We start from the raw sequence: 26,773 nt of genomic DNA, 5'->3' as shown, positions 1-26,773 counted from the left end.
GACGCCGCCGCGCGAATGTTCGGCCTGGAGGGCCGGGTCGCGATCGTGACCGGAGCATCGTCCGGGCTGGGCGCAGCCGTCGCCGAGGCCCTGGCATCGCTCGGGGCGACGGTCGCGGTGGTGGCGCGGCGCCGCGATCGCCTCACCGACCTCGCCCGGCGGATCGGAGGCCTGGCCGTGACCTGCGACCTGTCCGACCTCGACCGGGTCGCCGAGGTCGTGCCGACGGTGCTCGCGCAGCTGGGACCGCCGGAAATCCTGGTCAATGCGGCGGGCAGCATGTTCACCGAGGAACGCGCCGAGTCCGAGCCGCTCGATGCGATGCGCAGCACCGTGGACCTGAACCTGCTCGCCCCGTTCCGGCTCGCGCAGGACGTGTTTCCGCACATGCGAGCCGCCGGTCGCGGTTCGATCGTCAACGTCTCGTCGATCAGCGGCCGCGTCGGTGTTCCCGGGATACCGCAGGCGTCCTATGCCGCGAGCAAGCTCGGCCTGTCCGGCCTGACCTCCGAACTCGCGGTGCAGTGGGCCCGGCATTCGATCCGGGTGAACACGGTGGCGCCCGGCTTCTTCCGCAGCGAGATCACCGGCCCGCTCTACGAGAGCGAGCGGGCCGCCGAGTACCTGCGCCGCAACACACCGCTCCCGAAGGAAGGCACCGCCGACGACATCGTGGGCGCTGTGGTGTGGCTCGCCGGGGATGCCGGCAGCTACGTCACCGGTCAGACGATCGTCGTCGACGGGGGCTGGACCGCCCGCTGATCCGGGCGGGCCGCCGATCGACCGCGGCGGCCCGCCCGATCTCACTCGGTGGACCAGATCTCCTCCGGCAGAGGGGATCCGAGCCCGTACAGCTCGACGCCGTGCACGTCCGCACCCATGACGACCGCAGGGACGGCACGGTAGTACCAGATACCCGGATTCAGGGCGACGAGTCGTTGCTGCACCGTCTCGTACGCTGCCTTGCGTTCGTCGACCGTTCCGGCGGATCGTCCGGCGTCCAGCGCCGCACTCAATTCCGGATCGTCGATGCCGATGACGTTGCCCGGGGAATCGGTGTGGAACGCCATCCACAGCGGGCTGTCCGGGTCCTGGATGACCGCCGACGAAATGAACATGTCGAAATCACGAGCTCCCGAACGTGCGGTGGCAGTGGCATAGTCCACGACGTCGACCTTGGCCTCGACGTTGTCGTAGGCGCTGAGTTGTGCCTGGAGCGCCTCTCCGAGGGTCTTGCTCTCGGTCGTCGGGTAGGACAGGAAGGTGAACGAGACCGGCTTGCCCTCGGCGGCGAGTTCGTCGAACAGTTGCTGCGCGGCCTCCGGATCGGTCCGGCCGAGTTCGATGTCGCTGAAATACGGCGAGTTCTCCTCGAACAGGGTCTGCGGGACCTGTCCTTCCCCGTTGTAGACGGCGGTGTTGACCGCGTCGAGGTCGACGGCGAGGGCGACCGCGCGGCGGGCACGCTCGTCGTCGAACGGTGCGCGGGCGAAGTTCATGCCGATGAACTGTCCACCGCCGGTCGGGACCACTTCGTAGGAGTAGCCGGCGGATTCGACGTTCTTCAGGCTCGCCCAGTTGGTTTCGGACGCGAGGTCCGCGGCACCTGTCGTGATCGCGTTGACCCGCTGGTTGGTGTCGCTGACGGTGCGGATGGTCAGGCTGTCGAGGTAGGGCTTCGGCGCGTCCCAATAACCGGGGTTCTTCGCAAGTTCGATCGAGTCCTGCCGGGTCCAGCGGGTGAGCGTGAACGGCCCTGCGCCGATGGGATTCTCGTCGAATGCGGCTTGCCCCTTCCCCAGCGCGTCCGGTGAGGCGATCCAGTTGAGACCGCTCGAGACGACGGACTGCGCGAAGTGCGGATTCGGGGATCGCATGATCACGCGGAGGGTTTCGGGGTCGATCACCTCGGTGCCCGCGATCTGCCCGGCCCAACGGATCGTGGTCGACCCGACCGCCGGATCGCCCATACGGTCCCAGTTGAATTTCACCGCGGCGGCATCGAGAGGCGTGCCGTCGGTGAACGTCAGACCGGGCCGCAGGGTCAGCAGGAACGTGGTTCCCCCGTCGGTGGTGGAGAACCCGGTGGCCATCTTGTACTCGATGTCGAAGGTGTCGACGTCGTTGACCATCAGCGTGCCGTACAGCGCATTGCCCAGCACCGGCTGATGCGACCACGTGTTGGACAACGCGGCCGGGTCCAGGGAGCGCGGTTCCCCGGTCTGCAGGACGACGAGGTCGCCGCCGGCCACCGGATCACCGGCCTCGACCCCGCCGGAGGGTCCCTCGTCGTTCTGCGCGCCGCAGGCCCCGAGCAGTAGGGTCGCGGCACATCCCGCGGCGACGGCGGACAACAGCATCCTTCTTCGTGGCATCTCGGCCTTTCGGGTCGCGGTACGTCGACGCCGGATTCGGTGATGCCGGGAACCGACGCGTTCGGTCCTGTCCCCCAGCGTTTTTCCCGAACATCCGTACGCCGATCCACCGAGTGGTGACGTCTGTCACAGCGGAGTATCGCCAGGCCGCTCCGAAGATTCAAGTATTGCCATCCTTACAAGGATTGACGTAGTGTCCGCTGCATGGGCCCGGAGACGCCGATTCCGGCACGGCGCCCGGTCCGACGAATGCAGTTTTCGCTGTCGCTCGACGGCTCGAGGAAGGACTTGCTCCGACGATGTTTTCCGCAGTGGTGATCGAGAAGGACGAAACCGGACAGACGGTGACGCGCAAGAACCTGCAGGACACCGACCTGCCCGGCGGGAACGTCACCGTCGATGTGGAGTACTCCACCCTCAACTTCAAGGACGCTCTCGCGATCACCGGCAAGTCGCCGGTCGTGCGCAGGTTCCCGATGGTGCCCGGAATCGACATCGCCGGCGTCGTCGCCGACAGCTCGCACGAGCGATGGTCGAAGGGCGACCGGGTCGTCCTCAACGGCTGGGGGGTCGGCGAAACCCATTGGGGCGGGCTCGCTCAGCGCGCCCGGCTCGACGGCGACTGGCTGGTTCCGCTGCACGACACGTTCACCACGCGGCAGGCCATGGCGATCGGGACGGCCGGTTACACCGCGAGCCTGTGCGTCGACGCGCTGGTCCGCTACGGGGTGACTCCGGACCAGGGCGAGATCCTGGTGACGGGAGCGACCGGCGGGGTCGGCAGCGTCGCCATCGCGCTGCTCGCCGAGGCGGGTTTCACCGTCGCCGCCGCGACCGGTAAGACCTCGGAGGCGGATTACCTCACCGCGCTGGGTGCCGCCACCGTCGTCGACCGTGCCGAACTGTCGGCTGCCGGCAAACCACTGCAGAAGGAACGGTGGGCCGGCGTCGTCGACACCGCCGGTAGCCACACTCTCGCCAACGCGTGCGCCCAGACCCGCTACGGCGGCGCGGTCGCCGCGTGCGGCCTCGCACAAGGCATGGACTTCCCCGCCTCGGTCGCGCCGTTCATCCTGCGCGGCGTCTCCCTCCTCGGTATCGACAGCGTGATGGCCCCGCACCCGCGGCGTGCCGCCGCGTGGGAGCGCCTGGCCCGGGATCTCGATGCGAGTGTGCTCGACGCGATCGCGCACGAGGTCGGTTTGGAGGAAGCGATCGCTGCCGCCGGGAAGCTCATGGACGGCACCGTGCGCGGCCGCATCGTTGTCGATGTCAATCGCTGATCGAGGAGTGGACGTGACCAAGAAATCGAATCCCGAACTCGACCTGTCCGACGTCGATCACCGCGTCGGCAAACCCGTCGGCGGCGGGCAGCTGTGGGATCCGTGCAGCGCCTCCGACATCCGCCGCTGGGTGATGGCGATGGACAACCCCAACCCCCTCCATTGGGACGAGGAGTTCGCCCGCGCGTCCCGTTACGGCGGCATCATCGCACCGCAGTCGATCGCCGTCGCACTCGACTACGGGCACGGCGCAGCCCCCGCCTGTGTGGGCCGAATCCCCGGCAGCCACCTGATCTTCGGCGGCGAGGAGTGGTGGTTCTACGGAACCCCAGTCCGCCCCGGCGACAAACTGTTCCAGGACCGCCGATTCCACGACTACAAGGTTGCCGACACGAGTTTTGCCGGCCCGACGATGTTCTCGCGCGGCGACACCGTGCACCGCAACCAGCACGGTGCTCTCGTAGCGCGGGAGAGATCGACCGCCATCCGGTACCTCGCGGAGGAAGCCAACAAGCGCGGGAAGTACGAGAACCAGCTCGGCGAGATCAAACGATGGACGGCCGACGAACTCACCGAGATCGATGCTCTGCGTCACGAATGGCTGCTGACGACGCGCTCGGGCATCTCGCCTCACTTCGACGAAGTGAAGGTGGGCGACACCCTGCCCCGCCGAGTTCTCGGCCCGCACACGATCGCCTCCTTCACCACCGAGTACCGAGCGTTCCTGTTCAACATCTGGGGCACCTTCGAATGGGTCGCTCCCGACGGTGTCGACGACCCGTGGGTGAACCAGGACCCGGGCTGGGTGGACGGATTCGGCTTCGACGAGGAAGGTGCCCGGATCGACCCGAGGTTGCGCGACGGACTGTATGTCGGACCGTCCCGCGGGCACATCGACGCCGACAAGGCCGGCGAGGTGGGTATGGCCCGCGCCTACGGTTACGGCGCGACGATGGGCGCCTGGTGCACGGACTACCTCGCCAACTGGGCCGGCAACGACGGCATGGTGCGGCACATCAAATCCGATTTCCGCACTCCCGCATTCGAGGGCGATGTCACGTACTTCGACGCCGAGGTGATCGACAAGCAGACCGACACCACGTGGGGCGTGCCGCTGGTGCAGGTGAAATTGCGCTTGACGAACCAGGACTCGGGTGTCCTGGTCTCCTCGACCGCCGAGATCGAACTGCCGCACTGATCGCACCGAACACACGAGGGCCGACATGACGACCGTAGAGAATGCTGTATCGGCACAACCGGTTTCGGTTGTCTCGGGACCACCGCTCACCGAGGAGCCCGGTCTCGGGACGTTGACACTGCCGGGTTTCCTCCGCGAAGTCACCACGGCCTATGCCGACCGGGAAGCCCTCGTGATGCACGAATCCGGCGATGTCACCCGCTGGAGTTACACCGACCTCTGGGAGCGCGCGATCGAGGTCGCGCGGGCGTTGCGGGCGGTGGGGATCGGCAAGGACAGCCGGGTCGGCGTGCTGATGACCAACCGGCCCGAGTGGATCGCGGCGACCTTCGGCACGTCGCTCGTCGGCGGTGTCGCGGTCGCCCTCAGCACCTTCTCGACCGCCGCCGAACTCGACCTCCTCATCGGGACGTCGGGCATCTCGGTGCTGCTGTTCGAACGCACCGTCGCGAACCGGGACCTCGCCGAGGCACTCACCGACCTGGAACCGAAGATCGGCGGGTCCACACCCGGCGACCTGCAGTCGGTGCGGTACCCGCACCTCCGGTATCTCGCCGCGGTGGGTGCCGCGCCTGCCGGCGGCGCCGTCGAGTCGTGGGACACGTTCGTCGCAGGGGGACGCGACGTGCCCCGCGAAATCGTCGAGGCAACCGCCGCGGGGGTCGAGCCGAGCGATACCGCCGTGTTGTTCTTCTCCTCGGGTACCACGAGCAAACCGAAAGGAATTCTCAGCGCCCACCGGGGGGTGAGCATCCAATCGTGGCGGTTCGGGCGGATGTACGGGTTCGAACCCGCCGACGACGTGCGCTGCTGGTCGGCCAACGGCTTCTTCTGGTCGGGCAACTTCGGGATGGCGCTCGGCGCGACCCTGTCCAAGGGCGGCTCGCTCGTCCTGCAATCGATGTTCGACGCCGCCGAAGCACTCGCCCTGATGCAACGCGAGCGGGTGAACTTCCCGGTCGCGTGGCCACACCAGTGGGCACAGCTGGAGGCGGCACCGAACTGGGCCGGGGCCGACCTGAGCGCGATGCGGTTCGTGGACAACAGCACTCCGATCGCGCGGCATCCATCGGTCTCCGTGGACTACCGCGAGCCCGGTCACGCATACGGCAACACCGAGACGTTCACGATCTCGACGGCGTATCCCGCGAACACCCCCGACGACGTGACCGCAGGCAGCAGCGGGGTGCCGCTGCCCGGCGTCACCGTCAAGGTCGTCGAGCCCCTCTCGGGAACTCCCGTCCCGATCGGCGACAGCGGCGAAATCTGCGTCAAGGGACCGACATTGATGCTCGGGTATCTCGGCGTGCCGTTGTCCGAGACGCTCGACGCCGAGGGCTTCTTCCACACCGGCGACGGTGGTCACCTCGACGCGGACGGCCGGCTGTTCTGGGAGGGCCGGCTCAACGACATCATCAAGACCGGCGGCGCGAACGTCTCCCCGCTCGAAGTGGACGAGGCGCTGATCGGATTGCCGGGCGTCAAGGTCGCCCGCACGGTCGGGGTGCCGCACGACACCCTCGGCGAGGTCGTGGTCGCGTGCATCGTGCCGCACGACGGTACGAATCTCGAGGCGGACACGATCCGAGCGCACCTGCGGGAACAGCTCGCCAGCTACAAGGTTCCCCGTCACGTGCTGTTCTTCGGCGAGGACGAGATCACACTGACCGGCAGCGCCAAGATCAAGACCGACGAGGTCCGCACGCTCGCAACGGAACGCCTCCGGAACCCCTAGGTTCCCGGGCGCGACCGGCCTCCGGGCTCGGCTCAGTCGATCAGGCCGCGATCCCGCGCGACTGCGACGGCGGCCGTCCGGCTGTCCACGCCGAGCTTCGAGAAGACATGCACCAGGTGTGATTTCACGGTCGCCTCCGTGACGAACAGTTCCTTCGCGACGGCTCGGTTGGACAACCCGCGCGCGACGAGAGCGACGATCTCCGCCTCGCGGGCGCTGAGCTCGACCCCGGGTGTACGGATCCGCTGGTACAGGCGCTGCGCCACATCGGGATCGAGCACGGTTTCTCCGCGGGCCGCGGCCCACACCGCGTCGACGAGAATCTGCGTTTCACTGTCCTTGAGGAGGTAGCCGGACGCGCCCGCCTCGACGGCCCGCAGGATATCGCCGTCGGTGTCGTAGGTGGTGAGCACGACGACGCGGGGCGGGTCGGCACGCGCCACCATCTGCGCGGTGGCCGTCGCGCCGTCCATGCCCTCCCCGAGCCGCAGGTCCATCAGCACGACGTCGGGACGCACTGCCGCCACCAGTTCGAGCGCCTGCTCTCCCGTCGCCGCTTCCCCGACCACCTCGAGTCCGTCGTGCGACGACAACAGGGCCCGCAGCCCGGCCCGCACCACCGGATGGTCGTCGACCAGCAGGATCCGCAGTGTCATGACGGAACCGGAACCGGAAGCGTTGCGGCCAAGGCGGTGCCGTCACCCGGAGCGGACTCGACGACGAGTGAACCTCCGAGAGAATCCAGCCGGTCGCGCATCGCGCGCAGACCGTACGAGTGCGGCCCGGCTGCGGCACCCGGATCGAATCCGGCACCGTCGTCCACGACGTCGAGCCGCACCTCGTCCGGGGTGTACGTGAGAGTGACCCGGACGTGCGCCGCTCGCGAGTGCGATCGCACGTTCGCGAGTGCGCTCTGTGCGACCCGCAGCAACGCGACGTCGAACTCCATCGGCAATGCCACGGCGTGACCGTCGACGACGAGTTCGGCGGTGACACCTGTGTGCTCACGCAACTGCGCCACCAGCCTGCCGAGGGCCGGCCCGAGAGAAGCCTCTTCCAGAGCGGACGGTGTCAGCGCCCCGACGACCCGTCGCGCCTCGGCGAGGTTGTCCTGCGCGGTGTCGGCGATCCGGGCCAGCACCGCGACCGGTTCGGGGTCGCGCTGCCCCGCCCGGGCGAGCAGCAGGATCGACGAGAAGCCCTGGGCGAGAGTGTCGTGGATGTCGCGAGCGAGCCGGGCCCGCTCGGCGACGGCTCCCGCCTCACGTTGGAGCGTTGCGAGTTCGTCCTGAGCCCCGAGCAGGTCGCGGTGCGCGCGGGCCAGCTCGTCGTACAGTTGCCGGCGTTGCCGGCCGTCGCGAACCAACTGCTGGTACACCACCGCCATTCCGGCGGCGGCAGCGGCACCGAAGATCGGCCCGATGATCGACGCCACCGCATTCCCCTCGCCGTGCCACAGTGCGGCCGCGACGGCCACCGCGGTGACGGCGGCCGTCGACGCCAGTGCGCCCGCGGTCGGAAGCAGGTGGAAGCACAGAAAGAACAGGGGGAACGCCACCCACACGTAGTTCCCGCTCAACGCCGCGAGACCGAGCCATCCCGCGACCAGCACCGCGAGCCACCATCGTCCGTAACTCGGCCGGCCGGTGACAGCGGACCGACGGGCGAACCGGACCCCTGCGAGATACCACACGAGCACCAGCAACGCGAGGACCAGCGCGGGCGCGGGATTCGGCTCGTCGGCGACACTGCGAGCGGCTCCGACAGCGAGCAGCAGGACGAACAGGCCGTGCGCGCCGAGCGTCATGGCACGCAGCACGGAGGCCGGACCGCGATCGGCAGAGGTCGAGGCGGGACCTCGATCAGGGTGCGCTGGGAGTTGCATTTCGTCCACGCTAACACCGCCGCAGGGCGCCGACCTGCCCCGATCGCAGGAATCCAACTTTCGATTGACCGGAGAACCCAACCCTCGTGCGATGCGACCGGCCCCCGCCGCAGGCAACGCTGGAACCCATGTTCCTCGGTATTCGTGACCTCGCGTTCGCCAAGGGCCGCTTCGCATTGACGACCGCGGTCCTGTTCCTCCTCTCGCTGATGGTGGTGATGCTGTCGGGGCTGACCGCGGGACTGGGAAACCGGTCGATCGCCGCGGTGCAGGGCATCGGCGCCGACCACTTCGCCTTCGACGCGCCCGCGCCGGACCGGGAACTCTCGTTCGCCGACTCCCGGATCGGCGAGGCGCAGCGCAGCGGCCTCGCCGCACAACCGGGCGTCGACGACGCCGCGATCGTCGGGGTGGCGACGACACGGGTGACGGGCGCAGGCGGTGACGTCGGAGCGGCCGCATTCGGGGTCGACGGCTCATCGTTCGCGGCGCCGGTACCGCTCCGGCCGGGCGACGTCGCGGTCGAGCGGACACTCGCCGACGACAACGGCTGGGACCTCGGGCAGCGCGTCGAGGCCGGTGGGCGGTCGTTCACGGTGCGGGCGCTGCTCGACGACTCGTACTACAGCCACCAACCGGTGGTCTGGTTCGACCGAGCCGACTGGCTGGCGTTACCGACGTCGGGCGGCAGCGAGGGCACCATCGTCGCGCTGCGCACGACCGCCGCATTCGACGCCTCCGCCGTGGGCGCGGCCACCGGTACGGCGATCGCCGATGTTCCGGAAGCCGTGAACGCGATCGGAGGCTACAGTTCCGAGCGCGGTTCGCTGCTCCTGATGCAGGGCATGCTGCTCGTGGTCGGCGCGTTGGTGGCAGGCGCATTCTTCACCGTGTGGACCGTCCAGCGCACCCAGGACCTCGCCGTGCTGGGGGCCATCGGCGCATCCCCCGGTTACCTGCTGTGCGACGCGCTCGGTCAGGGACTGCTGGTGCTCGTGACCGGGGCGGGTCTCGGCACGCTGACCGCGGTCGGACTGGGAAATCTTGCTGCCCAGGTGGTCCCGTTCACGCTCACGGCGGCGGGCACGTCGGTGCCGTTCGTCGCGTTCGTCGTGCTGGGCATGCTCGGAGCAACCGCCGCAGTGATCCGCGTCGCCACCGTGGACCCTCTCGAGGCGCTCGGTGCGGCCCGCTGACACGGGCACCCGACACCCGACACCCGACACCCGACAGAGATGAGACGACCGTGAGCATCACTCTCCACGACACAGTCCTGACCTACCCCGACGGCGACGGCGTGCTCCGCGTGCTCGACCACGTGAGCCTCGCCGTCCGCCGCGGTGAACTGGCCGCGGTCACGGGCCCGTCCGGATCGGGCAAGTCGAGTCTGCTCGCAGTGGCGGGCCTGCTGACCGCCCCCGACTTCGGCACCGTCACCGTCAACGGGACCGACACCACCGGACTGAGTCGGTCCCAGCGCACCGCGCTCCGCCGCGAGCAACTCGGTTTCGTGTTCCAGCAGTCCAATCTGCTCGCGTCGCTCACTGCCGTGGACCAGCTGCTGATGACGGCGCATCTGCGTGGCGGCCGGGTTCGCGACCATCGCGATCGGGCCCGCGACCTGCTGACCTCGCTCGGATTGGACGGTCATCTCGACAAGCGACCCCACCAGTTGTCCGGCGGACAGAGGCAGCGCGTCGCGATCGCCCGCAGCCTGATGAACGACCCGTCGGTGCTGCTGGTCGACGAGCCCACATCGGCGCTCGACGAGGCCCGCAGCCGGGAGATCGTCGGGTTGCTGGCCGGGCTCGCCCACGAGCGGGACCTCGCGATCGTGATGGTCACCCACGACCTCGCCCGGCTCGACCTCGTCGACGAGCTGTACGAGATGCACAGCGGGGTGCTGACCCACAGCTCCGCGCCGGCACCGGCATGACGAGTGGCACCCGACCGACGCATGACCTCAGGAACCCGGCCGTCCCTGCCCCGCAATCACATACCGCTCCGCGAGTCGTCTGCGGTGTTGCCCCGGGGACCCGAACAACGACCGGTTCAGAGTGGCGCGTTTGAGATACACGTGGATTCCGCTCTCCCACGTGTAGCCCATGCCGCCGTGGAGTTGCACGGCCTTGCCCGCGACGTCCACGGCGGCGGCACACACGTGCGACTTCGCCATCGATACCGCGACCGCGGCATCCGGCGCGTCGTCGACGAGTGCGCGCACGGCACCGGCGACGAGCCGGCGGGACACCGTGATCGCCACGAGCATGTCGGCACACGCATGTTTGACGGCCTGGAAAGAGCCGATCCTCCGCCCGAACTGCTCGCGCACGCCGACGTAGGCGACGGTGGTGTCGAGCATCGCTTCGGCCAGCCCGAGACTGTCGCATGCGACCGCGGTCGCGGCGCGGTCGTACAGGTGCTGCAGCGTACGCGCGGGGTCGCCCCGGAACGAGTGGACTGCATCGTCCGCGATCACGGCCCCGTTCGCGACGACCGTCCCGAAGGATCTCGTCGCATCGAGCACGGGCTGATTCGTCACGTCGATGCCCACGGAACCCGGGTCGACGTCGACGAGGACGACGGTTCCGTCCGGTCCTGCCGCGGGCACCAGCAGCCGGTCGGCAACGGGCGCGTCGAGCACGAAGCCGGCCTCTCCCCGCAGCACATGCCCGCCCGTGGTGGAGTCGAGGCGGAACGGTGGCGCCGCGAGCCCCCCGCCGCCCAGCACCAGGACCGGAACGGTCGCGCCGGCGACGGACTCACTCAGCAAACCGTCCCGGGCCGGACCTGGCTCGACCAGGCCGAGTACCGGCACGGCCAGAACGGCAACAGATGGAAGCGGTCCCGCTGCCGCTGCCCGTCCGTATTCGTCGAGGACGATCGAAACCTCCGCGAATCCTCCCCCGGCACCGTCGAATTGCTCGGGGGCTTCGAGTCCGATCCATCCGGACCCGGCGACGAGATCCCAGGACGGTGCGGCGCCGGCACCCGCGGCTGCGAGCATACTTCGCGCGACGGCGCGCAGTTCGTCGTGGAACTCGGTCAGATCGAGAGTGCCGGTCACGTCGCGCTCCGGGGTTCGTGGGGCAGGCCGAGTCCGCGTTCGCCGATGATGGTGCGCTGGATCTCGCTGGTGCCGCCGGGGATCGTCCATTCCCAGGAGCCGATGAAATCGAGCACCCACATTCCCGATTCCCAGCCGCTCGACAGCGGCTTGCGCAATTCGGTGTGGGCCGCGAGTCCGGCGACCTCGGCACCGAAATCGGTTGTGCGTTGCAACAACTCGCTGTAGTACAGCTTGACGATCGACGCGTCCGCGGGGCCGGGCCGGTCGTCGGCGACGAAATCGGCACACAGGGCACGCAGGCCCGCGATCTCCGTTTCCAGCGCCGCGAGCCGGTCCGCGACCACCGGATCGTCGAGCGGAACCGTGCCGTCGGGTCCGGGCCGCGCGCACAGCGCGACGAGCCGGCCGAATCCGCCGGTACCGAGTCGTTCCGCGAGTTCGAGCATGGTCATACCGCGTTCCGCACCGAGGGTTTCCTGCGCGATCTTCCACCCGTCGTTCTCCGCTCCGACGCGGTCGGCTTCGGGAACCACCACGCCTTCGAGGAAGATCTCGCAGAAATGCGATTCGCCTGTGGCCTGCCGGATCGGCCGGACCTCGATGCCCGGGCTGCTCATGTCCATCAGGAAGTACGAGATGCCACGACGCTTCGGTGCGCCGGGATCGGTGCGGGCGAGCAGCAGACACCGGTCCGCGTGCACCGCGCCGCTCGCCCACAGCTTCTGACCGTCGACGATGTAGTGGTCACCGTTCCTGCGGGCCGTCGTGGCGAGCGCCGCCATGTCGGATCCGGCGCCGGGTTCGGAGAAGCCCTGGCACCAGATCTCGCCGTCGAGGATCGCGGGCAGGTGGCGTCGGCGTTGTTCGTCGGTTCCGGCGGCGAGCAGCGTGGAGGCCGCGTGGTGGATGGAGACGAACGGCAGGACGAGCCGTGGGGCGTCGTGGGCCGCCAGTTCCTGGTAAAGGACGACCTGCTCGGGGACGGACATGCCGCCACCCCACTGCTTCGGCCAGTGCGGCACGGCGTATCCGGCACTGCGCAGTTCCTGGAACCACTGCTTCTGGAAGGCGACGAATTCGTCGTCGGTGGCACCGGTCTGCGCCGCACGCCACCCCGCGGGGACGTGGTCGCGGCACCAAGCGCGTATCTCGGCGCGGAACTCGTCGAGTGCGGGTGGCGCCGGACTCATCTCGCGGGCTCCTTCCGCCGGTCGGTGTTCGCGCGCAGCGCGAGAAGGCGGTCCCGATGCTCGGGCGTCTGCATCGTGCCGACCTCGGCGGCGAAGCCGGCCTGCATCGGTCCGGCCAGCGCCTGTGACAGGTACATGTTGACGACGCGTTTGGTACCCCGCAGTGCCTGCGCCGGCTGGGCGGCGAGCCGCGCCGCGAGGAGCCGGGCCTCGGGCAGCAGATCGTCGGGTGCGGTGATGCGGCTGGCGAGACCGAGCTCGACGGCGGTCGAGGCCGGGATGCGGTCGCCGGTGAACAGGTATTCGCGTGAACGCAGGATCGGGGTGAGGAGCGGCCAGAAGGCTGCTCCCCCGTCGCCGGCGACCAGGCCGACTGCGACGTGCGGATCGGCGAGATACGCACGCTCGGACATGAGCACGATGTCGCACAGCACGGCGATGCTGGCGCCGAGCCCGACCGCGGGCCCGTTCACCGCGGCGATCACCGGCAGCGGGAACCGGAGCAGCTCCTCGATGATCTCGGCGCCCTCGCGGATGCTCTCGTCACGCGCGACCGGGTCGTCGAGGAACGAGGTGATCCAGTCGAGGTCGCCGCCGGCGCTGAAGGCGCGGCCGGCACCGGTGAGCACGACGACGGCGGCGTCGCGGTCGGCCGAGAGCTGCCGCCACACGAGTGCCAGCGCCCGGTGCAGATCCGCGTTCACGGCGTTGAGTTCGTCGGGGCGGTTGACGGTCACGATCCGGACGGGCCCGTCGGATTCGACGGTGAGCACATCGGGAAGGTCGTAGGTCACAGCAGCGCCCTCTCGATGGTGGGGGTGAACAGGCCGGTCAGGCCGCGTCGGCCGATTGTGCGGGTCAGCGCGTCGAGCGTGCCGGACGGCCCCCACGGGATGCGTCTCAGCGGGATGCTGTAGCGGGAGATCCAGGACACCGTCGTCTCGTCGCAGAACCCGCTGGCTCCGTGAAGCTGGTGGGCGATGCGGAACACGATCTGCGCCGCCTCCACGGCCGCGAGCCTCAGAGCGAGCGCATCGTCGAGTGCCTCGGGGTTGCCGGCCTGGATGCTCCACAGCGTGTACTTGGCGAGCACGTCGAGTCCGCTGCGTTCGACTTCGGCTTCGGTGAGCTGGAACTGGACGCTCTGCAGACGGGCGAGCGGCGCACCGAACTGCTCGCGGAGCAGGACGTGGGACCGCGTGAGATCCATTGCGCGGTCGAGCATTCCCAGCAGGGTCCAGCACGGGAGGACCAGCGCGAGAGCGAGGTCGCCGGCGCCGTTGTCGTCGATCGGTTCCAGGACGAGTTGCGCGGCGAACGCGGACATGCGCGGCGGCGTGCTGGGCGTCCGCGCGACTGCGTGACTACGCCGGCCGTCCAGTGAGACGGCCACCCACCGCAGATCGAGGTTCGCGATGGGCGCCTTGGGGTCGGAATCGGCAACCACCACCAGGCCGTCGACGTCGAGATCGGAGGGGCGGGCGAGGCGCTCGGCGACCGGGTACGGCACCGTCCAGTAGCCGACGCTGCGGCACAGCGCGGCCGCCGCCTCGAGTTCGTCGGAGTCCCGGCGCGGATCGAGATCCCACGCACCGAGGCCGGCGAGGATCGGTGCGACGATGTCCTGCCGCAGCGACGGATCGTGCTCGACACGCCTGACGAGGTCGTCACCACCCGCCGCCTCGAGTGCCCGCAACGCTTCGCGGCCGTAGTCGGTTGCTTCCGTGCTCAATTCGATGTTCATGATGCCGCCAGGAGGGATCGTGCGAGAAGAATGCGTTGCATCTCGATGCTGCCGGACGCGACCGTGGCCGCCTGGGAGTACCGCCAGTGGTCCTCCACCGCCCGGCGGAACCACAGGGCCGTCGCATTGTCGAATTCATCCGCGTTGCCGTCGGGGGGCGTGGCGTACACGGCGATCTCGGTGAGCACTTCGGCGCTTCCCTGGTCGAGGGTGGTGACTGCGATCCGGTACGCCGCGGCGTCGCCGGGCTGGACCGTGCCCGCGCCCTGCAGCGACACCACGCGGTAGGCGAGCAGGCGGGCTCGGCGGCAATGGGTGAGCATTCGCGCCCAGCGGGCCACGAGTTCGTCGGGCACGTCGTCCCAGCGGTCACCGAGAACCGAAGGTGCGGCCTGCAGCAACCGCTCGCAGCGGGCGTACCGGGCGATGCCCACGCGCTCGTAGGACAGGACTTCCTGCACGACGGACCAGCCGTTGTCGACCTCGCCGAGCACGTCCGCCTCGGTGACGCGCACGTCGTCGAAGAAGACCTCGTTGAGGTGGTGCGGTCCGAGCATCGCCCGGATGGGCCGCACCTCGATTCCCGGGGCGGACATGGGAACGAGAAAGACCGTGAGGCCCTGCTGTTTCCGCGCGCCGGTCGAGGTACGGGCCAGCAGGAAGCACCACTGCGCCATGGTGGCGTAGGACGTCCAGATCTTCTGGCCGGAGATCAGCCAGCCGTCGGCGTCGCGGCGCGCGGTGGTCCGCAACGACGCGAGGTCCGAACCCGCCTCGGGTTCGCTGAAACCCTGGCACCAGATCACCTCGCCGCGCGCGATGGGCGGCAGGTGCACATCCTGCTGACGGGGGGTCCCGTGACGCATGATGGTGGGCCCGACCCAGTTCACGCCCATGTACTGGGCGCCCCGTGGTTCGTGGTGCGCCCACATCTCCTCGCGGACGACGGTCTGTTCCCAGATCGAGGCGCCGCGCCCGCCGAACTCTTCCGGCCAGGCCGCGCACAGCAGCCCGCGCTCGGCGAGCAGGCGGCAGAAGGACTGCGCCGCTTCGAGATCGGCCGGATCGTCGGTGAATGCTCCGAGGAAGTGCTCGGGCACGTGTTCCTGCACCAGCCTGCGAAGCTCGGTCCTGAGCTCCGGAGCCGACCCACCCATCGTGAAGTCCATGCCCGGACCCTACGTCTATCCTAATAAGGATTGCAATACTTGCTCCTATCAAGGCTGTCAATAATTGGAGGAATGGTGAGAGCTCTGTCTAGACTGGCGCTCATGGACGAAAGGCGCACTTCGTGACGACCCCGCGGCGCGGCCGAGTTCCCCAGCGGCGCATCGCGGAAACGGTCGCAGCCGAGCTTCGCGACCACATCCTCTCGAACGACGACTATCGACTCCCCACTCAGGACCAGCTCGTCAAGGATTTCGGCGTCAGTTATCCCTCGATCCGGGAGGCTCTGCGCATCCTCGAGACCGAGGGCCTGGTGACCGTGCGGCGCGGCAATGTCGGCGGAGCCGAGGTGCACCGGCCGGACGAGTTCTCCGCCGCATACCACCTGGGCCTGGCCCTGCAGGGCGCCCGCGTCACCCTCGGCGATCTCGCCGCAGGCCTGCAGAAGCTCGAACCGATGTGCGCAGCCGAACTGGCGCGGTGCCCGGACCGCGCCGAGGTGATCGTTCCGACCCTCGAAGCCAATGTGAACGCGTGCGCCGAAGTGGTCGACGACGGCGTCGCCTTCACCCGGGTCGCGCGTGAATTCCACGATCTCGTCGTCTCCTTCACACCGAACGTCACCGTGCGGTACGTCGTGAGCAGCCTGGTTGCGCTGTGGTCGGCACAGGAGGTCGCGTGGGCAGAAGTGCTCACCCGCCGCGGCGAGTACCCGTCCGAGAAAGAGGCGCAGGAGGCGGTGCGCATCCATCGCCGCATCGTCGACGAGATCGCCGCCGGCCGCGACAGCGAAGCCGAACGCATCGCCCGCGCACACCTGGCCGCGACACAGGCGCTGCTCCTCGACCGCTTCGACGACGGCGTGGTGAACGCGTCGTCCGCGATGGCGCGCCAAGCCGGCCAGCGCCCCCGGATCTAGCTCCGGGCCGACACCCTCCGGTTGCGGATTCCGCATCCGGATTTTCGTGAGCCTTCCTTACCGATCCCTCACTCCCCCAACGCAATCGCAGCGTGCGCCGCGCCGGCTCCATAGCTGCGCATCCTTGTGCCCGGTCTATCCTTATAAGGATAGTAATACTTGTAAAGCTCACCGTTTCATGTTTACACTCCCTCATCGAAGAAAGTGGCCTGCGTCACTCGCGGTGGATACGCAGCGCCCTGTCGCGACAACACTCACACATGAAGCACAACCGAGTTCCACACTTCTGAGAATCCGATTCTCATCACGGGAGGGGACCCCACCTTGACACGAGGGGCGCGCTACACCGGAACATCGACAAGCCTCATCGACGGATGGGGAATGGAACGACTCACACCGCCGAGCCGACTGTTCGGCGCGAACGGTCTCCGCACCGGCCCGGACGGGCGCATCTACGTCGCGCAGGTCGCGGGCAGCCAGATCAGCGCGTTCGACCCGGACAGCGGCGCACTCGAGACGATCAGCGCCAAGGGCAGCGACATCGTCGCCCCCGACGACGTCGCATTCGACAGCCACGGCGACATGTACATCACCGAGTACTACGACGGACGGGTCAGCATCCGCGGCGCCGACGGCAGCACCCGCCTGCTGCGCGACGACCTGCCCGGCGCGAACGGCATCACCGTCCACCGGGACCGGCTCTTCGTCAACGAATGCCGCGTCGGGGGCCGCCTCATGGAACTGAACCCCACCGGCGGCGCCCCCAAGGTGCTGCTCGACGAACTGCCGATGCCCAACGGCATGGAGGTCGGACCGGACGGCAAGCTCTACTATCCCCTGCTCGGCACGAACGACATCTGGCGCATCGACCCCGACGGCGGCGAACCCGAACGGGTCGCCGGCGACCTCGGCGTCCCCGATGCCGTGAAGTTCGACTCCGAAGGCTTCATCGTCTCCACCCAGGTCGCCTCCGGACAGGTCCTGCGGATCGACCCGCGCAACGGCGACCGCACGGTCCTGGCCCAGCTGAACCCCGGCCTCGACAACCTCACCTTCCTCGGCGACCGCCTGTTCGTGTCGAGCTTCACCGGCAAGGTCACCGAGATCCTCGCCGGCGGCGAGACCCGCGAAGCTCTGCCCGACGGGTTGACCTGGCCTCTGGATCTGACCGTCGGGCCGGACGGCACCCTCTACATCGCGGACGGCACGTTCCTGCTCGCGCTCGAACCCGGCGGCGGAACCCGCACTCTCGGAATGCTGTTCAGCCCCGGCTGGCCCGGCTACATCCGCGGGGTCACCGCTGTGGGCGACGGCGAGTTCATCGTCACCGGCGACGGCATCGTCTCCCGGTACAACCCGGCGGCCGCCGAGAGCGAGGTCCTCGTCGACGGACTCGACGCACTCTACGGAGTCGCGGTGTCCCACAGCGGAACCGTCGTCACCGCCGACCTGGGTGCCGGCAAGGTCTACGCCGTCACGTCCGGCGCTGCCCAGGTCGTCGCCGACGGCCTGAACGAGCCGATCGGCGTCACGTTCGCCTCGAACGGCACGGCCCTGGTCTCCGAAGCCGGCGCCGGACGCATCCTCTCGATCACCGGCTCCGGCGTGGACACACTGATCGACGGGCTCGAGCGACCGGAGGGCATCGTCGTCCACGACGGCACGCTGTTCATCGTCGACGTCGACGCGAAAACCCTCATCGGGGTCGACCTCGACACCAAGGCCCAGCAGATCATCGCGCGCAACCTACCGGTCGGTGCACCCGAGGGCGTAACCCCGAAACCGCTGCTCGGCCTGCCGCCGTTCTCCGGCCCCCAGGGCCCGTTCGCGGGTATCGCCGCAGGGCCGGACGGCACCCTCTACGTCTCCGCGGACGCCGAGGGCAGCGTCCTGGCGATCCGCAAGGTCCGGTGAGCGCGGTGAGCAGCGAACTTCTCGGTCTCGACGGCCGCATCGTCGTCGTCTCCGGTGCCGCGGGCGGTGGCATCGGAACATCGGTCACCCGGACCGTTGCAGAGGCAGGCGCCACCGTGATCGCGGTCAGCCGCTCCGAGGACAATCTGAACAAGCACATCGAACCTCTTGTCGCCGAGGGCCTTCGGGTGGTTCCGCTGGCGGCCGACGCATCCACCGACGAGGGCATCGCCGCCGTGATCGAGACGGCACGGCGGACGGACGGCGACCTGTACGGACTCGTCAATGTCGCCGGGGGTGCGGCACCGGCGACGTGGATGCCGGCCACCCGGGTCACCCGCGAGGACTGGCGGGCGCTGTTCACCCAGAACCTCGAGACGATGTTCTTCATGAGCCAGGCCGTGGCCGCCGAGATCAAGTCACAGGGCAACCCCGGCTCGATAGTCTCGATCTCGTCGATCAGCGGCATGAACACCGCGCCGTTCCACATCGGCTACGGCACCGCGAAGGCCGCTCTGGTGGCCGCGACCCGCACGATGGCCGTCGAGCTGGCCGTCGACGGTATCCGCGTCAACGCCGTCGCTCCCGGCGTGACCGCGACACCGGCGTCGGGCACCTACGTCGACGAGGACCCCGAACGCGACCGTCGCGCGATCGCCATGGGCCGCCGCGGCCGGCCCGAGGAACAGGCCGGGGCGATCCTGTTCCTCCTCTCGGAGCTGTCGAGCTACATCACCGGGCAGACACTCCTCGTCGACGGCGGCCTGAATCTCAAATGGACGCACATGGGAGCCGACCACACGTCGCTCTTCCTCAAGGACGAATCGTTCCGCGCCGCCATCACCCGCTGACACACACGTTCACCAGGAGAGTCCCAGATGACCGACACAGTCGACAACATCCAGGAAACCGCCTCAGCAGCCGAACCACTCTCGACGCCTCTCACGATCGGTGTCGAGGCGTACCTGTCCGAGGACTACGCCCGCGCCGAGGGCGACAAACTGTGGGCGAAGGTGTGGCAGCAGGTGGGCCGCGTCGAGGAACTCGTCAAGGTGGGTGACTTCCTCACCTACGACATCCTCGACGACTCGATCATCGTCGTGCGCACCGGACCGGACACGATCCGCGCCTACCACAACGTGTGCTCGCACCGCGGGCGCAAGCTCGTCGACACACCCGACGGTGCCCGCGAGGCGCGCGGCTGCGCCAAGCAGTTCGTGTGCGGATTCCACGGCTGGCGTTACGACCTCGACGGGAACAACACGTTCGCCGCCGAACGCGACGACTGGAACGGCACGCTCACCGACGAGCGCTCCCGGCTGGTCGACGTGAAGGTCGACACGTGGGGCGGCTGGATCTGGATCAACATGGATCCGGACTGCGAACCGCTGCGGGACTACCTCGAACCCGCCGCCTCTCTCCTCGACCCGTTCCAGCTTCAGAACATGCGCTACCGGTGGCGCAAATGGCTTGTGTTCGACTGCAACTGGAAGGTCGCGCTCGAAGCCTTCATGGAGACCTACCACGTGCCCTACACCCACCCCGAGTTCATGAACTTCGGGAACTTCCTCGGATGGTCACGGGCGCAGGGCAAACACAGCAACATCGGCTACGACGCCCCCAAGGGCATGGACGAGCAGCAGGCGAAGCTGCGCGTCGGCAACGGCCCCGACGCGCGCAAGGCCACGATCGAGCTGCAGAACTTCACGTGGGAGAACGCGAACACCAACACGACCCGCACCCTCGTCGACGCCGCGCAGCGACTCCTCGAGGAGCTGCCCGAGGGCACTCCCCCCGACCAGGTGCTGCGGCACTGGCTCGATTCGGCGCGGCGTGACGACGAGGCACGGGGAGTGATCTGGCCGACCGTCGACCCGCAGATCGTCGCGAAGAGCGGAACAGCGTGGCAGATCTTCCCCAACTTCCAGATCGGGCACGCGGTCAACAACATGCTCTGCTACAGCGCCCGGCCGTACGGCTACGACCCGGACAAGTGCATCTTCGAAGCCGCCGTGTACGAACTGTTCCCGGCCGGTGAGGAACCGAAGACCGAGTGGGAGTACACCCCTGCCGACGATCCCGGCTGGCGCACGGTGCTGCCGCAGGACTTCTCGAACATGGCCGCGGTCCAGCAGGGCATGAAGACCCGCGGCTTCTCCGGACCCAAACCGAATCCGTACCGCGAACGCAGCGTCGTCAACCTGCACCACAATCTCGCCACCTACATGGGCACCGGCGCACCACGCGACCTCGCCTGACTTTCGAATCCCCACCAACCGAGGACATTCACATGGAACCCTGCGCCGCTACGCAGACACCCGAGGTCGATCAGGAAGCCCTGCACCGGAAGTATCTCCTCGAGCGTGACAAGCGCCTTCGCTCCGACGGCCAGCAACAATATCTCGAGGCCGACGACGAGTTCGAGGAGTTCTACACGGGAGACCCGCACCTGCCGGTGGAGCCACGCGAGCCGATCGTCGGCGAGATCGACGTGGTGATCCTCGGCGGTGGATTCAGCGGTCTCATCACCGCCCACCGGCTCCAGCAGGCCGGTGTGAAGGACTTCAGGATCATCGAGCTCGGTGGCGATTTCGGAGGTGTCTGGTACTGGAACCGGTACCCCGGAATCCAGATCGACTCCGACGCGTACTGTTACCTCCCGCTGCTCGAGGAAACCGGCTACATGCCGAAGGAGAAGTTCTCCAAGGGCGACGAGTGCTTCGAGCACGCCCAGCGCATCGGAAAGCACTTCGGGTTCTACGAACACGCGATCTTCCACACGCTGATCCGGTCGCTGGAGTGGGACGAGGGGATCAGGCGCTGGCGGATCGGCACCAATCGCGGCGACGAGATCCTCGCCCGCTTCGTCGTGATGTGCCAGGGCCCGTACAACCGCCCGAAGCTCCCCGGCATCCCCGGCATCAAGGATTTCAAGGGTCACACCTTCCACACCGCACGCTGGGACTACGACTACACCGGTGGCGACCTGCACGGTGGACTCGACAGGATCGGCGACAAGAGGATCGCCGTCATCGGCACGGGTTCGAGCGCGGTCCAGGCGATCCCGCACCTGGCCCGGGGCGCGAAGCAGCTGACGGTCTTCCAGCGGACCCCGTCGTACATCTTCGAACGCGCCAACTACCCGACCGATCCGGAATGGGTGAAGAGCCTGCAGCCGGGCTGGCGGGCGGAGCGACAGCGCAACTTCCACAACGCGGCGTTCGCGTTCTACAACCCGGGCGAGCCCGACCTGATCTGCGACGGCTGGACCGAGGTCGCGCGCAATCTGGCCGCGAAGCTCAACGAGACCAACGGCTGGGCCGCCCTCGCCGATCCGGCAAAGTTCCTCGAGCTCAAGGAGATCGAGGACTACAAGGCCATGGAGCGGCTGCGTCAGCGGGTCGAGTCGATCGTCGAGGACCCGCAGACCGCGGAGACGCTGAAGCCGTACTACCGCAATATGTGCAAGCGGCCGGTCTTCAACGACGAGTACCTGCCGACGTTCAACCGGCCGAACGTGACCCTGATCGACGTCTCCGACACCAAGGGTGTCGAGCGGATCACCGAGAAGGGCATCATCGCGAACGGCGTCGAGCACGAATTCGACTGCATCGTCTTCGCCAGCGGCTTCGAGATCACCACTGCCCTCGAGCGCCAGTTCGACATCGCGCCCTTCACCGGACGCGAGGGAACATCGCTCTACGACCACTGGGGCAAGGGATTCCGCACCCTGCACGGAATCATGGCGCACGGCTTCCCGAACCACTTCGCGACCGGATTCGTCCAGGGCGGCGTCACCGCAGCCACCACGCTCATGTTCGAGCAGCAGGCCGACCACATCGCGTACATCATCACAGAGGCGCAGAGCCGCGGTATCTCCCACGTCGAGCCGACCGCGGAAGCCGAGGAGGGCTGGGTCCAGACCATCCGCCAATACGCATTCGACAACAGCAAATTCACGACCGAGTGCACCCCCGGCTACTACAACAGCGAGGGTGAGCCGAACGGGCGGTCGTTCCTCGGCGATCCGTTCTGGGGCGGCTTCTACGAGCTCACCGAACTGCTCGAGAACTGGCGCAGCACAGGCGAACTGGAAGGCCTGGTACTCGAGCAGTGATCGGCCGATCCGACATGTCCGGCACGAGAGGAGTTCCCCGTGTCTGATCTGCGATTCGACGGACGCGTCGCGGTGATCACCGGCGCGGGACGCGGGCTGGGGCGCGCCTACGCGCTGCTGCTCGCGTCCCTGGGCGCGAAGGTGGTCGTCAACGACACCGGTGCCACGATCAGCGGCGAGAGCGCAGGCAGAGATCCCGCCGACATCAGTCCCGCCGACGAGGTCGTCCGCGAGATCGTGGAGGCCGGCGGCGAAGCGGTGGCCAGCACGGAGTCGGTCGCGACGGCCGAGGGCGGCAGGGCGATCGTCGAGGCGGCCGTCGACCGGTTCGGCCGCATCGACGTCCTGATCCACAACGCGGGCAACAACCGGTACTCGCCGCTGGCGGAGATGACGTACGAGGACTTCGACGCCGTGCTCGACGTCCATCTGCGCGGTGCGTTCAACGTGGTGCGCCCGGCGTTTCCGCTGATGTGCGAGGCCGGTTACGGGCGGATCGTGCTCACATCGTCGATCGGCGGCCTCTACGGCAACCACCGGGTCGCCAACTACGCGGCGGCCAAGGGCGGCATCATCGGGTTGTCCAACGTTGCCGCGATCGAAGGCGCCGAGCACGGCGTCACCTCCAACGTCATCGTGCCGGCGGCGCTGACCCGGCTGGCCGAAGGACTGGACACGTCGAAGTATCCGCCGATGGATCCGGAACTGGCAGCCCCTGCCGTCGGCTGGCTTGCACACGAATCCTGTTCCATCACCGGAGAAATGCTGGTGACGATCGCGGGCCGGATCGCGCGCGCGTTCATCGCCGAGACACCCGGCGTGTATCGGCCGTCCTGGACGATCGCGGAGGTCGGCGAACAGATCGACTCGATCCGCGACACGGACGATCCGTGGATCCTGCCGACCGTATCGGGTCACGTCGACCACATCATCAGAAGCTTTGCGACAGCCACCGGCGTCGATGCCGGCGCAGCCGCACAGAAGGGAAGCACGCATGTCGGTTAAGGTCTACGAACGCATCCTGGACCTGTTCGAGGCCGAAGGTATCAACACCATCTTCGGCATTCCGGATCCGAACTTCGTTCACCTGTTCCACGCCGCCGAGGAACGCGGCTGGAACGTCGTCGCTCCGCACCACGAGGAGTCCGCGGGCTTCATGGCCGAAGCGGTCTCGCGGATGACGGGCAAGGCCGCCGTGTGCATCGGCACGCTCGGTCCCGGGCTCGCCAATCTGGCCGGCGCCATCATGTGCGCCAAGGTCGAGAACTCGCCGGTCATCTTCCTCGGCGGCCAGCGTGCGCGCATCACCGAACAGCGTGTGCGTCGCGGACGGATCCAGTTCGTCCAGCAGATGGCGCTGATCGAGAACTCGGTGAAGTACCACGCGAGCATCGAGTACGCCGAGCAGACGGACGAGATCATCCGGGAAGGTCTGCGCAAGGCACTGTCGGGCACACCCGGCCCGGTGTACATCGAATACCCGCAGCACGTCATCCAGGAAGAACTCGATCTTCCCGCGGTGTTGCCGCCCGAGCGGTACCGCCTGGTCGGGCAGACGGCCGGGGCGGACCGTGTCGCCGAGGCCGCCGAGCTCATCAGGGCCGCGAAGCAGCCGGTGCTGCTCGTCGGGCACGGCGTGCACACCTCGCGTGCCGGAAGATCGGTGCGCGAACTCGCCGAGCTGATGGCGTGCCCGGTCGTCCAGACCTCGGGCGGAACGTCGTACATCGAGGGCCTCGAGGACCGCACCTTCCCGTACGGCTTCTCCCCGTCCGCGATCGAAGCCGTGGTCGAATCCGACCTGTGCCTGGCCCTCGGCACCGAACTGGGCGAGCCCGTCCACTTCGGCCGCGGCCGTCACTGGATCGCGAACGAAGCGAACCGCAAGTGGCTCTACATCGAACAGGATCCGTCCGCGATCGGCGTGAACCGGCCGATCGACGTCCCCCTCGTCGGCGACCTGCGCGCGGTCGTCCCGCAGCTCGTCGACGCATTGAAGGACACTCCGCGCAGCGCGACGCCGGAGCTGGCCCGATGGATCGAGCAGGACGCAGAGCGTCTCGCCGAACTCGCGGAGACGGCACCTTCCGGGCAGAGCCCGGTACATCCCGCGCGTCTGATCGTCGAGGCCACCAAGGACTTCCCGGCCGGCGGCATCATGGTGCGTGACGGCGGCGCCACCACCATCTTCGGCTGGACGTACTCGCAGGCCAAACCGCACGACGTGATGTGGAACCAGAATTTCGGGCACCTGGGCACCGGCTTGCCGTACGCGGTGGGTGCCGGTGTCGCCGACGGCGGTCAGCGGCCGATGATGCTCATCACCGGCGACTCGTCGTTCCAGTTCCACATCGCCGAACTGGAAACCGCTGCGCGGCTGAACCTTCCATTGGTCTGCGTCGTCGCCGTCGACTACGCGTGGGGCCTGGAAGTGGGTGTGTACAAGCGCACCTTCGGGCACGGGTCGCTCGAGACCGGCGTGCATTGGAGCACCGAGACGCGCTTCGACAAGATCGCCGAAGGCTTCGGCTGCTACGGCGAATACGTCGAGAAGGACACGGACATCGCGCCCGCGATCAAGCGTGCGTACGCGAGCGGCAAGCCCGGTGTCATCCACGTCGCGGTCGACCCCAAGGCCAACTCCGAGGAAATGCCGAGCTACGACGAGTTCCGCACGTGGTATGCCGAAGGCCAGCAGTGAAATTCGAACAGAATCCGAACGAGAGAACCGGGTTGCCATGCGCGAATATCTGAAGTTCTACATCGACGGCCGGTGGACCGACGCGGCACGGCCGCAGACGTTCGAGGTCGTCAACCCGGCGACCGAACAGGTCGCCGGCACGGTGGCGCTCGGATCGCCGGCCGACGTCGACAAGGCAGTCGCCGCCGCCCGGCGCGCCTTCCCGGCGTGGTCGGCATCGAGCCGCGAGGAACGACTCGAACTGCTCGAGAAGATCCTCGACGTGTACCAGCGGCGTATGGGAGACCTCGGTGCGGCACTGACCGAAGAAATCGGCGCCCCCGCCGCACTCGCCAACGGATTCCAGGTCAATCTGGGTCTCGGCCACCTGACCACGGCGATCGAGGCGCTTCGGGCCTTCGTTTTCGAGGAGCAGCGCGGCGCCAGCCTGATCGTCAAGGAACCGATCGGGGTGTGCGGCTTGATCACACCCTGGAACTGGCCGATCAGCCTGATCGCTGTCAAGGTGTTTCCGGCGCTGGCCACCGGCTGCACGATGGTGCTCAAGCCCTCGGAACAGTCACCGTTCAACGGACAGATCTTCGCCGAGATCCTCGACGAGGCCGGCGTGCCTCCGGGGGTGTTCAATCTCGTGCAGGGGGACGGCCCCGGTGTCGGTCGCGTGCTGTCGGGTCACCCCGATGTCGACATGGTCTCCTTCACCGGGTCCACCCGGGCTGGCATCGACATCGCAACCAACGCCGCACCCGGAGTCAAACGAGTCACCCAGGAACTCGGCGGCAAGAGCCCGAACATCGTTCTCGACGACACCGACCTCGCCGGGAACGTCGCCAAGGGTGTCGCCACGATGATGATGAACTCCGGGCAGACGTGCAGCGCACCGTCGCGCATGCTCGTCCCCGCCGCGCGCATGGCCGAGGCCGCCGAGGCCGCCCGGGCCGCCACCGAACAGGTCACCGTGGGAGATCCGAACGGAGACTTCGTGATCGGCCCGGTCGTCTCGAAGGCACAGTTCGACAAGGTTCAAGGCCTGATCCGGAAGGGCATCGACGAAGGCGCCACCCTCGTGACCGGCGGTCCGGGCCGGCCCGCCGGACTCGGCACCGGCTTCTACGTCAAGCCGACCGTCTTCGCGGACGTGAAGAACGACATGACGATCGCCCGTGAAGAGATCTTCGGTCCGGTCCTGACGATCATCGGGTACGACAGCATCGACCACGCCGTCGAGATCGCCAACGACACCGAGTACGGACTCGCCGGGTTCGTCGCCGGTACCGACCCCGACCGGGCCCGTGCCGTCGCGCGACGCATCCGGGCCGGGAACGTCGCGATCAACGACGCGTTCGACTTCCATGCGCCGTTCGGCGGTTACCGCAAGAGCGGCAACGGGCGCGAGTGGGGCGAATTCGGCTTCCACGACTATCTCGAGGTCAAGGCGATCCTCGGCTACGAGCCCCAGCAGGACTGACACCGCC

Annotated in this window: 22 protein-coding genes; 14 read left to right on the top strand and 8 right to left on the bottom strand. The window is 68.1% G+C overall.

Features of this window, described 5'->3' with window-relative positions; translation table 11 throughout:
• Positions 1–15: 15 nt before the first annotated feature.
• On the top strand, positions 16–762 hold the full coding sequence (locus tag A8G15_RS14650; RefSeq protein WP_068160750.1) for an SDR family NAD(P)-dependent oxidoreductase: 747 nt from the start codon (positions 16–18) through the stop codon (positions 760–762).
• Positions 763–803: 41 nt separating this feature from the next.
• Here the strand turns inward: A8G15_RS14650 and A8G15_RS14645 are convergent, their stop codons facing one another.
• Positions 804–2,360 carry an ABC transporter substrate-binding protein gene (locus A8G15_RS14645; protein WP_245687847.1) on the bottom strand — a complete coding sequence of 519 codons (1,557 nt, stop codon included), beginning with the start codon at positions 2,358–2,360 and terminating at the stop codon, positions 804–806.
• A gap of 314 nt (positions 2,361–2,674) precedes the next feature.
• On the opposite strand from A8G15_RS14645, the gene acuI reads away from it, so the two are divergent.
• The 3 genes from acuI to A8G15_RS14630 are packed head-to-tail and all read left to right on the top strand — an operon-like array spanning position 2,675 to position 6,591.
• Positions 2,675–3,658: an acrylyl-CoA reductase (NADPH) gene (gene acuI / locus A8G15_RS14640; RefSeq protein WP_068160650.1), complete on the top strand. Its 984-nt coding sequence runs from the start codon at positions 2,675–2,677 to the stop codon at positions 3,656–3,658.
• Positions 3,659–3,671: 13 nt separating this feature from the next.
• On the top strand, positions 3,672–4,856 hold the full coding sequence (locus tag A8G15_RS14635) for an FAS1-like dehydratase domain-containing protein (protein WP_082899913.1): 1,185 nt from the start codon (positions 3,672–3,674) through the stop codon (positions 4,854–4,856).
• 25 nt (positions 4,857–4,881) lie between these two features.
• A complete protein-coding gene (locus A8G15_RS14630; protein ID WP_068160648.1) occupies positions 4,882–6,591 on the top strand; it encodes a class I adenylate-forming enzyme family protein in 1,710 nt (569 codons plus the stop codon).
• 32 nt (positions 6,592–6,623) lie between these two features.
• Here the strand turns inward: A8G15_RS14630 and A8G15_RS14625 are convergent, their stop codons facing one another.
• Positions 6,624–7,247, bottom strand: a complete 624-nt coding sequence (locus tag A8G15_RS14625; protein ID WP_068160647.1) for a response regulator — start codon at positions 7,245–7,247, stop codon at positions 6,624–6,626.
• Positions 7,244–8,476, bottom strand: a complete 1,233-nt coding sequence (locus A8G15_RS14620; protein ID WP_082899912.1) for a sensor histidine kinase — start codon at positions 8,474–8,476, stop codon at positions 7,244–7,246. Before A8G15_RS14620 ends, A8G15_RS14625 begins: the two co-directional genes overlap by 4 nt.
• Before the next feature lie 128 nt (positions 8,477–8,604).
• On the opposite strand from A8G15_RS14620, the gene A8G15_RS14615 reads away from it, so the two are divergent.
• Positions 8,605–9,672, top strand: coding sequence for an ABC transporter permease (locus A8G15_RS14615; RefSeq protein WP_068160748.1), 1,068 nt, complete (start codon positions 8,605–8,607; stop codon positions 9,670–9,672).
• Between the two features lie 50 nt (positions 9,673–9,722).
• Complete coding sequence (locus A8G15_RS14610; protein ID WP_068160645.1) at positions 9,723–10,412, top strand: ABC transporter ATP-binding protein; 690 nt, start codon at positions 9,723–9,725, stop codon at positions 10,410–10,412.
• Between the two features lie 27 nt (positions 10,413–10,439).
• Here A8G15_RS14610 and A8G15_RS14605 read toward each other — a convergent pair whose 3' ends face one another.
• The 5 genes from A8G15_RS14605 to A8G15_RS14585 are packed head-to-tail and all read right to left on the bottom strand — an operon-like array spanning position 10,440 to position 15,649.
• On the bottom strand, positions 10,440–11,543 hold the full coding sequence (locus tag A8G15_RS14605; RefSeq protein ID WP_068160644.1) for an acyl-CoA dehydrogenase family protein: 1,104 nt from the start codon (positions 11,541–11,543) through the stop codon (positions 10,440–10,442).
• Complete coding sequence (locus tag A8G15_RS14600; RefSeq protein WP_068160642.1) at positions 11,540–12,736, bottom strand: acyl-CoA dehydrogenase family protein; 1,197 nt, start codon at positions 12,734–12,736, stop codon at positions 11,540–11,542. Before A8G15_RS14600 ends, A8G15_RS14605 begins: the two co-directional genes overlap by 4 nt.
• Entirely contained in the window at positions 12,733–13,530 is a 798-nt protein-coding gene (locus A8G15_RS14595) for an enoyl-CoA hydratase/isomerase family protein (protein WP_068160639.1), read from the bottom strand. The genes A8G15_RS14600 and A8G15_RS14595 overlap by 4 nt, the downstream gene beginning before the upstream one ends.
• Positions 13,527–14,480 (bottom strand): acyl-CoA dehydrogenase family protein, encoded by a 954-nt coding sequence (locus tag A8G15_RS14590; protein WP_068160638.1) that lies wholly within the window; start codon positions 14,478–14,480, stop codon positions 13,527–13,529. Before A8G15_RS14590 ends, A8G15_RS14595 begins: the two co-directional genes overlap by 4 nt.
• The gene (locus tag A8G15_RS14585) at positions 14,477–15,649 is read right to left on the bottom strand and encodes an acyl-CoA dehydrogenase family protein (RefSeq protein ID WP_068160636.1); all 1,173 of its coding nucleotides are present in this window, start codon (positions 15,647–15,649) and stop codon (positions 14,477–14,479) included. The genes A8G15_RS14590 and A8G15_RS14585 overlap by 4 nt, the downstream gene beginning before the upstream one ends.
• Positions 15,650–15,771: 122 nt before the next feature.
• Here A8G15_RS14585 and A8G15_RS14580 point away from each other — a divergent pair, with 122 nt between their 5' ends.
• The 8 genes from A8G15_RS14580 to A8G15_RS14545 all read left to right on the top strand — a co-directional run bounded on the left by A8G15_RS14580 (position 15,772) and on the right by A8G15_RS14545 (position 26,766).
• On the top strand, positions 15,772–16,566 hold the full coding sequence (locus A8G15_RS14580) for a FadR/GntR family transcriptional regulator (protein WP_068160634.1): 795 nt from the start codon (positions 15,772–15,774) through the stop codon (positions 16,564–16,566).
• A gap of 381 nt (positions 16,567–16,947) precedes the next feature.
• Positions 16,948–18,480, top strand: coding sequence for an SMP-30/gluconolactonase/LRE family protein (locus A8G15_RS14575; RefSeq protein ID WP_082899905.1), 1,533 nt, complete (start codon positions 16,948–16,950; stop codon positions 18,478–18,480).
• A 5-nt stretch (positions 18,481–18,485) separates the two neighbouring features.
• Complete coding sequence (locus A8G15_RS14570; RefSeq protein ID WP_068160744.1) at positions 18,486–19,331, top strand: SDR family NAD(P)-dependent oxidoreductase; 846 nt, start codon at positions 18,486–18,488, stop codon at positions 19,329–19,331.
• Between the two features lie 27 nt (positions 19,332–19,358).
• Positions 19,359–20,738: an aromatic ring-hydroxylating oxygenase subunit alpha gene (locus tag A8G15_RS14565; protein ID WP_068160628.1), complete on the top strand. Its 1,380-nt coding sequence runs from the start codon at positions 19,359–19,361 to the stop codon at positions 20,736–20,738.
• A 32-nt stretch (positions 20,739–20,770) separates the two neighbouring features.
• Positions 20,771–22,597 (top strand): flavin-containing monooxygenase, encoded by a 1,827-nt coding sequence (locus A8G15_RS14560; protein ID WP_068160627.1) that lies wholly within the window; start codon positions 20,771–20,773, stop codon positions 22,595–22,597.
• Positions 22,598–22,636: 39 nt separating this feature from the next.
• Complete coding sequence (locus A8G15_RS14555) at positions 22,637–23,602, top strand: SDR family NAD(P)-dependent oxidoreductase (RefSeq protein WP_068160624.1); 966 nt, start codon at positions 22,637–22,639, stop codon at positions 23,600–23,602.
• Positions 23,592–25,298, top strand: a complete 1,707-nt coding sequence (locus tag A8G15_RS14550; protein ID WP_068160622.1) for a thiamine pyrophosphate-binding protein — start codon at positions 23,592–23,594, stop codon at positions 25,296–25,298. The genes A8G15_RS14555 and A8G15_RS14550 overlap by 11 nt, the downstream gene beginning before the upstream one ends.
• 37 nt (positions 25,299–25,335) lie before the next feature.
• Positions 25,336–26,766, top strand: a complete 1,431-nt coding sequence (locus tag A8G15_RS14545) for an aldehyde dehydrogenase family protein (RefSeq protein WP_068160620.1) — start codon at positions 25,336–25,338, stop codon at positions 26,764–26,766.
• Positions 26,767–26,773: the final 7 nt, after the last annotated feature.

Origin of the sequence: Rhodococcus phenolicus (genome assembly GCF_001646785.1) — a bacterium.
Taxonomy (GTDB): Bacteria; Actinomycetota; Actinomycetes; order Mycobacteriales; family Mycobacteriaceae; genus Rhodococcus; species Rhodococcus phenolicus.
Note: the sequence above shows the minus strand (reverse complement) of the source record. Positions and strands in the feature narration are given on the sequence as shown.